The organism is Candidatus Hydrogenedentota bacterium (genome assembly GCA_035416745.1).
In the GTDB taxonomy this organism is placed as follows: Bacteria; Hydrogenedentota; Hydrogenedentia; order Hydrogenedentales; family SLHB01; genus UBA2224.
This window is the reverse complement of the sequence record DAOLNV010000133.1, coordinates 1-9,832: the sequence shown is the minus strand read 5'-3', so window position 1 is coordinate 9,832 and position 9,832 is coordinate 1. Positions and strand designations below refer to the sequence as shown.

Sequence of the window (9,832 nt, the reverse complement as noted above, 5' to 3'; positions counted from 1 at the left end):
GAAGAGGCGGCCCAGCTCCCGGCCCTGCTCATACGTGTAGCGGTCGAGGGCCGCCCTGAACCCCTTCGGATCCAAAGGCAGCTCAAGCATAGCCCACACCGCCTCCAGCCACTGCCGGTACAGGTCATAGGGGTGCATGTGCGCGAACACGGGGTTGCGCTCGAAGCCCTTGAGCAGGTCCCTGTTGGCCCTGCAGTTGTCCTCGTCCATGGTTTCCTTTCACGCGGCGATGTTGCAGTCGATGCCGGGCTCGCCGGCGATGGACACGTCGACGTCGACGAGGTCGTCGATGCCGTCGTCCGCCTGCGCCTCCTCCACGGCCTCAATCATGGCGTCGTCCTCGCCGGGCTCGATCCAGTCCGTCTCCGGCTTCCAGCCGTTGGCCCACGCGCCCTTGCAGAGATCAGGCTCCGGCACGCCAAGCACCATGTCCGCCGGCACGCGGCAGATCAGGTACGGGTTGTGCATGCCGCCCCTGTCGTAAGCCAGCAGCCTGACCGCGCTGCCTTTCGCGGCCGCCAGCCGGTTGATCTCACGCACGTAGACGTAGCGCAAGGCCCAGGCGTCGGGCGGAACGGCGTCGCCGTCGCCGAAGCCCCATTTGCTTTGGAACTCTTCCCAATACTTCATGCTGTCCCTTCCTTTCGGTTTTGAGATCCGGTGCGGGTGACGGCCCCGAAGAGCCGGCACACGAAGCCGGCGTCAATCTCCGGCACCTGGCGCTGAGGCACGCCCTCGAAGGTTTCGCCCAAGGCCCTGACTGTCAGCGTGGCCTCGTCGTCGCTCTCCATGGCCTCGGTGTCCAGTACGGCGGCGTCGACGCCGCCCCTGTCGGTGAACACAGCTTTGACGAGGCCGCCGTCCAGGAGTATGCCGACCCTAACGCGGCCTTGTTCCCGATAGACAAGCGCCCCGCACAGCGGGCACTCGCCCTCGGGCACGGTGCCGCCACTGTCCAGCCTGCCGATCAGGCCGGGGATGTCCGGAAACACGCGCTCCAGCTCCCCGGTGCCTGCGAAACATCTGCCGCAGTTGTCGCAGCGCAGGTTCGCCACCGGCTTATGGTCGCGCCGGAGGTCCATGCGCACGGTCTTGCCCGATTCGTCGGTGACGTCGAAGACCGTGGCCGCCGATTCCTGGTCGCGCATGATCGCCAGCGCGACCGTTGCGGCAGCCTCTGCCGTGTCTTCGTCCAGATCGATTGTCCAAGTCACTCGCTTCATGTTCGTCCTTTCGCTGTTTTGATGAGCGTTCACATGAGTTCGTCGCCGACCGCCGACAGCACCCGCTGCAGCGCGTCGATGTCGGTGCCTGCCGGAACCTCCAAGGGCGCGGTGGCCCTGTACGCGGCCTTTGCGCACGAACGCCGGAACCTTTTCGCGTCCTTGCGAGTCGTGAACGCGTGCGCGTACAGCTCGCCGGTGCCGCCGCCTTCCTGCACGACCACGTGCATGGCCCTGGGTTTGTTTGTCTGCATCTCTTTGTCCTTTCCTGAATTGATGGGGCCATAATCCGGCGCTGAACGGTCATCATCGCCATTCAGGTGCCCGAGTCTCCCGACCTCGGCCCTGCCGCCGCCGTGGCTGAAACGTTGCATCTGCGTTTTGCCGTGGCCATACGTATGCCGCGTCGGCTATATTCCACCTGTGTGTCAGGGAGCAGGCGGGATCGGATACCTGCCTGTCCCGGAAGACTGTCGCGATGCGGAATGGAGGAGCGAAGCTTATGGCCAAACACATGTGCGTTGTCTGCGGCTGGGTCTACAGGCAGGAGCGGGGGGACCCGTTTCACGGCGTCGAGCCCGGCACGCCGTTCGAGGAGATCCCCGACGACTGGGTGTGCCCCCAGTGCGGAGTGCGCAAGGACCAGTTCACGCCCCTGTAAGTGCGGATCCCGCATGGGGCGGCATCCGTCCGACAAGAGTCAACAGACACGGCAGAGGCTCCGCAAACTTTGACACCGGAAATCGGCACGCCGACCGTGCATGTCGGACCCCACCCGAGCGTGTTCTCGGCCACGCATCTGGCCAACGCGCTCCGGCCCAAACTCAAGTACGCGGCGGTCATCGGCTCCTATGGCTGGGGCTCGAAGGCCGTCGAGCAGATCTCCGCCCTGATGCCCAACCTCAAGGTCGAGGTCCTGGGCGCGCTGATGTGCAAAGGGCGGCCCCGTGATGACACGTTCGCGGCGCTTGACGCGCTGGCGGACACGATCCGGGACAAGCACGCCGGACTCGCCGGATAACCTGCGTGCATAAGATGCCCTTCCAAAATGAAGAAGCCCCGCGCCCGCATCGGAAGAGGTCTTCCTTTGCAGGCGCGGGGCGGGCCTTGCCGGGCCTAGAGATTTCTGTCACTGTCACGCGGCCAGCGTGAACCTTCTGGTGCCCATCCGGCCGAAGCCCTCAACCACGGCGCTTGTGTCGGCTTGGGCCAGCTCCCTGGCCGCATTCGCCAGATTCCTGATGCCCTCGGTCATGCGCGTGCGGGCACCGGCGTCGTCGCGGTAGGTCTCGGCGGTGGTGTTGAGGAAGCGCTGCCTGACCTCGGTGAGCCTGCTGTCGAGCTCGGCGTCGCTGGCGAAGTTCAAGGCCCGGAAGTTGTCGATGAATTCCGTGAGCCGGTTCAGCGTGCGCTGGTGCACGCCGGTCTTGCCGGTCCTGAACGCCTCAAGCATCTCCTCGCACAGGGTCGCCGTCTGCTGCCTGAGGCTCGTGACGCAGTCGCCGACGAAGCTCTCGACGCCTTCTCCGATCCTTCTGCGGGCCTCCTGCGCCGCCAGATCCCGCGCCCGCATCAGTTCCTGCCTGTCGCCGGCCTGCACAAGCTCCGCGTCCAGCGCCTCCGGCACGCGGATCTGGAACAGGCTCGTGCTGAAGCCGAAGTGCCGGTCCAGCCGGTCCGGGGCAGGGAAAGCCGCCGAGACCGACGCCACGACCTTGTCGGGGTCGCTGCTGAGCCGGCGGGCCTGCTCACGCCATTCCCGAAGCGCCTCCTCACGCAGCCCCGCGTACTTATTAGCGAACGTTGTCCGGGCCTCACGGAACTCGGCTTCGAGCTCGCCCAGACGCCTTGTGACCTCGCCCAATTTGCGGTTGGGCAGGAACCGTGCGAGCCCGTTCATGAACGGGAACGTGGCCGAGTCCACGAGGGCGTGGGCGCGGGATTCGATCAATGCGAAACCCGCAAGCGCGTCCTTAGGCATGAGCCGCTTGTGGCCCAGTGAAATGAGCCGGTCCGTGACGTCGTCGGGGTCTAAGCCGAGGTCCTGGGCCTGGAGCTTCTTCGCCGCCCGCCAGTATCGCACGCTCACGCTGAGCAATACGCCCTCTCTCGTCAAAAGATCCAGCATCTGTGTCTGTGCCATGGTCTTGTTCCTTTCGTTTTAGGCAGATTCTGCCGTGGGTTAAGTCAGTGGAAAATAGCGAAAAACGGGCTTCCCATTTTTCGCGGAAGAGCGTATATTCTCGTTCATGACTGCGGGGCGCGTGTGCGCCCCATAGGAGGAACTGTTACGACAGTTTAGAGCGCTGACATAATCTTGTTTTCTGCTTCTCGCAGAAAGCCGTCTCTCCCGTAAACCGGCAAGTTGTCAAGAGTAAGACGGATGCTTTCAGCGAGGTCGCGACCCCTTTGAGGGGCGCGGCTTCCGCTTTGCGTCTGTCTTACTGGCCTTGCCGGGCCTACGGGAGGGGTGCGGGGTTGAATGTCCGCGTCCCTCATTTTTTTTTGCGTTCCTGTCAGATTCGCGTCTGCGGGAACGTAGAGGCTGACAAAGGGAGGTTTGCGATGAATGACGAAGCCTATGCCATGCCGGACTGTGACGAAATTGGTGCCCAGCCGACGCTTGATGTTGCCGGTACCGACGAAACTTTAGGGGCGACTATGGTTCCAGACATCAACCACCCCGGGACAGGATGGAACGTCTATGACGAAGGCAAACTCCTGTTCAACATACTCAAAAGTAACGTAACTCCTGGAGGCTTCGATATTCACAAATTCGGTGCGTCTGGCAGCCCACAGGACGACATGGGAAGCATTCTGGACGATCTGTCCTTTAGTCTTGATGACATCCGCCTCCCGTGGAGCGCCCGATCCGACGACTTCAATGCAGACGCTTTAGTGGGAACGCCCGAACACGACGCGCAGTACTGGCAGCCACAGACCACGGAATTCACCTGCGCCATTCAAGCGCAGCGGGGCATAATTGAAGCCTTCACTGGTCAGTCCGTGTCAGAGGCTCAGCTGGTATATGCCGCCACCGTTAATGGATGGCTTACAGACGGCGGAATGTCGCCTCACGATGTCGGCAACCTTCTCGAACTCTATGGCATTCCGTGTCATGCCAGGACAGGGGCGACTATTGAGGAGCTTATGGCAGAGCTGGCTCAGGGCCGCAAGGTGATCGTCGGGGTCGATTCGGGCGAGGTTTGGAGAAACGATTTTCCACTGGAGGACTTCTTTAACCAATCGGCCGATCATGCCATATGGGTCACCGGTGTGGACATGAGCGATCCCGCAAACCCCAAGGTCATTGTGAATGACTCCGGCGATACTTCAGGAGCCGGAAAAGCATACGACCTTGCCATGTTCAAAGACGCGTGGCAGGATTCTGGGTTCTTCTACGTGGCCACAGACGACGCACCATCTGACATGGCCCTCGCATCACAGCAGGGCTTTGATCAATCTGAAGGGGCCTTTTCGGGACTATCCAGTTATTTCGGCAGGTTCTACGCCGATTTTAGCGACCACCTGCAGGACCGAATGGACGATTCGACACAGATATCTCCTTTCGAGGTTCCAGCCATTTTTACGGACGCCGCCGTTCGCTCCTTTGTTGCCAATCTGCCAAAGAACCCAATGGCATCGCTAAACGAGTCGTCAACTGACACGCTATTCCGCGTCATCTAAAGGGGTGTACAATGCCCAACCTCATAAAGAAACAACAAGTGCTAGACGTAGCGGGCAAGTTTATCGAGCTTGCGGCAGACGTTAAGGACGTCAATGCATTTGAACACGTCCAGACACAACTCGCCCAATACCGGCTTGGCCTTTTCAGAATTGTTGTTGTTGGCGAAGTCAAGAAAGGAAAGTCTTCTTTCATCAATGCGTTGCTGGGGGAGAAGGATCTTTTGCCGACAGCAAGCGACGTGGCAACATCCACCGTTTACAAGTTGATATATGGCGAGCCAAAGAAAACAAAGGTGTTTCGTTTTTCAAATGAGGGCGATGGACCAGATGCAGTTCCCCCTCCTATCGAGATCTCGCCGGATCAACTGGCCGAGTATGGCACCGAGACCGGCAACCCCAACAACTGCAAGAAGGTTGATTTCATTGGCATCCAGTTACCACATCCCCTTCTGAAGGATGGGGTTGCGATCATCGACACCCCCGGACTCGGCGGGCTGTTCCAGAAGCATCGCGACATAACGTGGCGCTATGTGCCCAACGCCGATGCCATCTTCTTTGTCCTGGACTCCGTCGAAGCTGTTATCAGTCAGGCGGAGGTGGAGATGCTTCTCAAGCTCCGCGAGCGTAATCCACTTATTTTCTTCGTGCAGACAAAGATAGATCTTGTTGAGGAGACCCAGTGGAAGAAGTGGAGCGAACGCAATCTCACCGTTCTATCTGAGAAACTGGGCGTCCCCGCAGAGAAGATTATCTATTTCCCAGTCAGCGCGAAACTCAAGTTCGCGGCCGACGCGAACCACTCGGCGAAACATCTGGAACGAAGCGGCTATTCGACACTGCTTTGCTTCCTATATAACAAGCTCATGGCAAAGAAGGAAGACCAAATGGGGCGTCGCCTGCTTTCGACGCTCTCAGTTGAAGCCACGGGAATACATCGCAAGCTGAGCGATTCTTTACACATCGTCGCGACTGAGACCAAGGAGGGGCTTGACGCTCTGGAGCGCTCCTTTGTTGAGACCAAGGCTAAGTATGATCAATGGAAAACGACGGAATTCCAAGGTGCGGTCTCCGCTTTTCAGGACAAGGCAGCCGAGATTAAGCGAAAGACCCGGGAGTCACTGCAGGAACAACTCGACCCCTCGCCCTACAGCCCGCTGGTTGCGGAGATCATCGGGCAGATTCGAGGCACAAACTTCGATCCTCGACAGGCCAACGAAAAGGCGGATGCTGTTCTTGCGGCATGTGTGGACCGATGCTCCCAGATCGTGCTCGATGTCCAAGGCCAGTACAACGACCAGATGCATACGGCTGTTAATGACTTCTCTGCCGCAATCGGGAGAAGCCTGCCGGTGCAGATACAAACCCCAATATCTGGGATTGCGCGGGGTCACGTTGACACCCTCAATATGAAGTTCAGCGGTTTTGAGGAGGCGCGTAACACACTCTATGGCGGCATGGCAGGCGCAATGATGGCAAACATAGGAGTAGGACTGATCGGAATGGTCTTTCCTCCTCTGGCTGCCGCTGCTGGGATAGCTCCCTTGATCGGCATGGCCGTTGGGGGGTGGAAAGCCAGTGACAGTCTGAAGGGCCGTCGCCAAGAAGAGGCCGTGGCGAAACTTCAGAGTGTTTTGTCGGATACGGTGCGGAAAGCCCAAGGGCAAGCCATGCGGCAGTTTGAGAGCATTGCCGCCGACTATGAGAAGGGTGTGCGCAATGCGTTGCAGAGAGCAACCGGTGAAGTCGAGAAGGAAATTGCCGACAAAGTGCAGTCCATCGCGGATCAGCGCCAGCGCTCGCGAGAGGAGTCGAAGGTGAAGGCTGAGGTTCTGAAGCAAGCCTTGGATCGGACCGACGGCGTGCTCCGCATGCTTGCGCGCCTTGCGACATCTGAGCCGGAGAAAGCCTGAGGGACGCGATGCCGCAGCAATCTGAGATAGCCTTTTCCTATGAGCAGTTTGAGGAGGTCGTAAAGCGATTCTCCACAGCGATGCCTGAATATCTGCTCCGGCATCGGTCAACCGCTCATATTGCCTTCGCGCTCCAGCGACTTCGACTGATCGAGTCGCTGGATATGCGCTTCACGGTTGCTATCGTCGGGCAAATGCGCGTCGGTAAGTCCACGCTCCTGAATGCCCTGATAGGGAAGGATCTGGCCCCAACCGGGGTCACGGAGACGACGGCAACAATCAACTGGTTTCGGTACGGACAGGGCAGTCAGTGTAAAGGGTTCAGAGTCCACTGGATGGATGGCAGCACTGCCGACGTGCCACTCGACCGGGTCGGGGACTGGATCGGCACGGAGGCAAACGCCACGAGGACCTGCTGTCTGGACTTCTTTGCCGACACCGATTTCCTCCGCATGGCCAATGTCGTTGACACGCCTGGCACGCGGAGCGTCATTCAGACACATGAGGATGCAACCCAGGGTTTTCTGGCCGACAAACTTGAAGCAGACACCCTCCGCTATGGCGGGAGCGCCGACGCCGTTATCTACGCTGTCAACCCCGTTGGCAGAGAGAGCGACAGAGACTTGCTTCAACTGTTCGGAGAACGGACACGACTTCCAGGCGCATCTGCATATAACAGCATCGCGGTTGTGCAGAAATGGGAGCACCTTCAACCCGACCCCCTCGAAGAGGTTCAAAAGAAATGCCAGATGCTCAAGACCCAACTGGAGGGAAAGGTTGCCGCCGTCGTTCCCACCAGCGGGCTCCTCGCCCGGCATGCCGCAGAAGTGCCCGTCACCGTCTGGCAGAGCGTTGCAGATCTCGCAACGAGTGCGAGCACTCCTGCGCTCGACTCGCTCCTCTTGTCGGAGCAGGACTTCGGCGATGAATGCCCATCGGCTCCGGTGGATCAGAAAGGTCGCCAAGCGTTGTTGTCGGCCATCAGTTGGAAGATTCTGCCGCTCTGCATTTCACTCGCAAGGCGACGAGGCATTGCGGACGGGGACACATTGCGAAAGTGCTTGCTTGAAGCCAGCGGCATACCGGCCCTCCGCGACTTGCTTCAACAGAACTTCTTCTCAAGGGCGCGATTGATCAAGGCCAGCACCATCCTCCGCAAAGCCTGGGAGCCCTGTGCGATTGCCTTGCAGACACTTCGGCAGGAACTGGACTTGCAGTCCGCCATCATGACGCAAGGCCGTGAAGCGCGTTCAGCAATTGCCGCGCTTTCCGAAGCCGACCCCGAGCTTCGGAAAGCCGTGAAGTACGTGACTGATTCCCTAGCGGTCGTGGAACGGGATATGGCGGCAATGACGGACATTCAGCGCGAAGTGGACGCTCTGAAGTACCGTGTCACCAAGAACTTTGACCTTTTCGACGCAGACATAGAGTCCCTAAAACTCCTCGAAGAGTTGAGAGACACATTCCCACGAGATCAAGCGGCGGAACTTGACCGCCTCTTCGGCCAGTCAGGCCCCGACCTGTGGTCGCGCCTTGGTTTAGTTGGAAAACCGGATGACTCCGACGCGGCGCTTGTGAACGCACGGGAGCGGTTTTCGTTTTGGTCCCTCCAGAAACAACGCGGCTACGGCGACAGGGAAAGCGTGTGTGCCCATGCCTGCGACGTTCTGGACCTTGTTCTTAACCATTTGGAGAACTGACAGGCATGAACGACACAATCGCCCTTGATTTTGGCACCATGCGCACGAAGGTTGCCTACCACGACACTACACGCAACAGTCTTGAACTCATGCGCCTTGGCCGGGATGAACGGCCCTATATTCCCTCCTTGTTCTTCCTTGGTGAAGACGGCCGCAGACTGTTCGGAGACGATGCAGTCGAGCACCTTGATTCAGACCCTCTGGCATTCCTGCCCAAACCCCTGAAACGCGAATTGCGCGAGCAGTGGGTTCGTGCCGGCAACCGCGTGAAGGCAACACCGACCGAACTGCTTTCGATTCTCTTCTGTGGTCTTCGGAATCGGACCAGCGAGGTTGCTTGCTTCCGCGAAACTGCGCCAACAGGTATCTTCCTTACCGTGCCCGCGCAGTACGGACCGCCAGACAGGGAAGTCCTCGCAAAGGCGGCCCACAATGCCGGATTCTATGAAGAGCGGATACGCTTCGTTGACGAACCCGTGGCTGCAGCCCAAGCGTGGCTCGCAGAACTCGGCGGCACGGAGGATTTCGTCGTTGTCTTGGATTGTGGCGGCGGGACACTGGACTGGGCATGCCTGCACCGTTCGGAAGGGGGACGATTCGAACTGCTCCCCGAACTACCCCCGGGCGGCGACAACCGCGTCGGGGGTTTCGACGTAGACGAAGCCATCTACGCGCTGGTCGATGACGCCATCACGGACACCTCGATCCGCAACGAACTTGAGACTCGGCGTTGCTTAATCCGAGATCAAGTCCGCGCACTGAAGGAAAGGCATTCCCGCACCGGAGACGGAGGAAGGGTGCGCGTCGGGAATGTGCCGGTCGAGATTCCTGGCGAGGTCATCGCGGATATTGTTGCGAGTCGCTTCATCACTCAGGCTTGCCAGAATCTCTGTTCCTATCTGGACAAGGTCCGGGAACGAGTGAAGATCGAGACTCCGACTGTTCTCCTGGTGGGCGGCAGCGCGCGCTTGAGGGGATTCAAGGAGGCCGTGACCGAGCAGTGCCGTTGCAAGACCGTCTGGTGGGAACGGTCCGAGTACGCAACAGTATTGGGGGCGATGATCCCCACGAAGGGCGGGCAGAAAAAGAGTACAGCCAACGCTGCCAAATCGATTCCCAAACCTGTGCAACCAAAACCCGAGCCCACCGATGGGGGGGCACCTCCGCCACGCCCGAAGGCAAGCGCCACGAGCATCACCACCCCGGCACCAAGCAAAGAGGACGCAACCAGTGCGTTAATGTACTGCTCGAAGTGTGGCAAGCAAATCGTTGATGACTCTCGTGTCTGCCCAGAATGCGGTGCGCAACTTGG

General features: G+C 59.5%; 11 protein-coding genes. 6 read left to right on the top strand and 5 right to left on the bottom strand.

Annotated elements, in window-relative coordinates; all coding sequences use genetic code 11:
- From PLJ71_21670 to PLJ71_21655, 4 genes are all read right to left on the bottom strand, one after another.
- The coding region (locus PLJ71_21670) for a hypothetical protein (protein ID HQM51298.1) at positions 1–210 on the bottom strand (210 nt) is incomplete at its 3' end.
- Positions 211–219: 9 nt separating this feature from the next.
- Positions 220–630: a hypothetical protein gene (locus PLJ71_21665; protein ID HQM51297.1), complete on the bottom strand. Its 411-nt coding sequence runs from the start codon at positions 628–630 to the stop codon at positions 220–222.
- Positions 627–1,223 carry a hypothetical protein gene (locus tag PLJ71_21660; protein ID HQM51296.1) on the bottom strand — a complete coding sequence of 199 codons (597 nt, stop codon included), beginning with the start codon at positions 1,221–1,223 and terminating at the stop codon, positions 627–629. Before PLJ71_21660 ends, PLJ71_21665 begins: the two co-directional genes overlap by 4 nt.
- Positions 1,224–1,252: 29 nt before the next feature.
- The gene (locus PLJ71_21655; protein HQM51295.1) at positions 1,253–1,597 is read right to left on the bottom strand and encodes a hypothetical protein; all 345 of its coding nucleotides are present in this window, start codon (positions 1,595–1,597) and stop codon (positions 1,253–1,255) included.
- Positions 1,598–1,725: 128 nt separating this feature from the next.
- On the opposite strand from PLJ71_21655, the gene PLJ71_21650 reads away from it, so the two are divergent.
- Both PLJ71_21650 and PLJ71_21645 read left to right on the top strand, forming a co-directional pair.
- Complete coding sequence (locus tag PLJ71_21650; GenBank protein HQM51294.1) at positions 1,726–1,884, top strand: rubredoxin; 159 nt, start codon at positions 1,726–1,728, stop codon at positions 1,882–1,884.
- A 69-nt stretch (positions 1,885–1,953) separates the two neighbouring features.
- Positions 1,954–2,244: a hypothetical protein gene (locus PLJ71_21645; GenBank protein ID HQM51293.1), complete on the top strand. Its 291-nt coding sequence runs from the start codon at positions 1,954–1,956 to the stop codon at positions 2,242–2,244.
- Between the two features lie 114 nt (positions 2,245–2,358).
- On the opposite strand, the gene PLJ71_21640 is transcribed toward PLJ71_21645, so the two are convergent.
- Positions 2,359–3,366, bottom strand: a complete 1,008-nt coding sequence (locus PLJ71_21640) for a DUF3150 domain-containing protein (protein ID HQM51292.1) — start codon at positions 3,364–3,366, stop codon at positions 2,359–2,361.
- Positions 3,367–3,788: 422 nt separating this feature from the next.
- On the opposite strand from PLJ71_21640, the gene PLJ71_21635 reads away from it, so the two are divergent.
- The 4 genes from PLJ71_21635 to PLJ71_21620 form a co-directional block, all read left to right on the top strand.
- Entirely contained in the window at positions 3,789–4,910 is a 1,122-nt protein-coding gene (locus PLJ71_21635; GenBank protein HQM51291.1) for a hypothetical protein, read from the top strand.
- Between the two features lie 11 nt (positions 4,911–4,921).
- On the top strand, positions 4,922–6,820 hold the full coding sequence (locus tag PLJ71_21630) for a dynamin family protein (GenBank protein HQM51290.1): 1,899 nt from the start codon (positions 4,922–4,924) through the stop codon (positions 6,818–6,820).
- A gap of 8 nt (positions 6,821–6,828) precedes the next feature.
- Entirely contained in the window at positions 6,829–8,520 is a 1,692-nt protein-coding gene (locus tag PLJ71_21625) for a dynamin family protein (protein ID HQM51289.1), read from the top strand.
- A gap of 5 nt (positions 8,521–8,525) precedes the next feature.
- On the top strand, positions 8,526–9,832 hold a 1,307-nt coding region (locus PLJ71_21620), incomplete at its 3' end, for an Hsp70 family protein (GenBank protein ID HQM51288.1).

Bases quoted from the DNA above. Each gene is read 5' to 3' on its own strand.
- PLJ71_21665 (HQM51297.1), bottom strand. From the start codon at position 630: ATGAAGTATTGGGAAGAGTTCCAAAGCAAATGGGGCTTCGGCGACGGC.
- PLJ71_21660 (HQM51296.1), bottom strand. From the start codon at position 1,223: ATGAAGCGAGTGACTTGGACAATCGATCTGGACGAAGACACGGCAGAG.
- PLJ71_21655 (HQM51295.1), bottom strand. From the start codon at position 1,597: ATGCAACGTTTCAGCCACGGCGGCGGCAGGGCCGAGGTCGGGAGACTC.
- PLJ71_21650 (HQM51294.1), top strand. From the start codon at position 1,726: ATGGCCAAACACATGTGCGTTGTCTGCGGCTGGGTCTACAGGCAGGAG.
- PLJ71_21640 (HQM51292.1), bottom strand. From the start codon at position 3,366: ATGGCACAGACACAGATGCTGGATCTTTTGACGAGAGAGGGCGTATTG.
- PLJ71_21635 (HQM51291.1), top strand. From the start codon at position 3,789: ATGAATGACGAAGCCTATGCCATGCCGGACTGTGACGAAATTGGTGCC.
- PLJ71_21630 (HQM51290.1), top strand. From the start codon at position 4,922: ATGCCCAACCTCATAAAGAAACAACAAGTGCTAGACGTAGCGGGCAAG.
- PLJ71_21625 (HQM51289.1), top strand. From the start codon at position 6,829: ATGCCGCAGCAATCTGAGATAGCCTTTTCCTATGAGCAGTTTGAGGAG.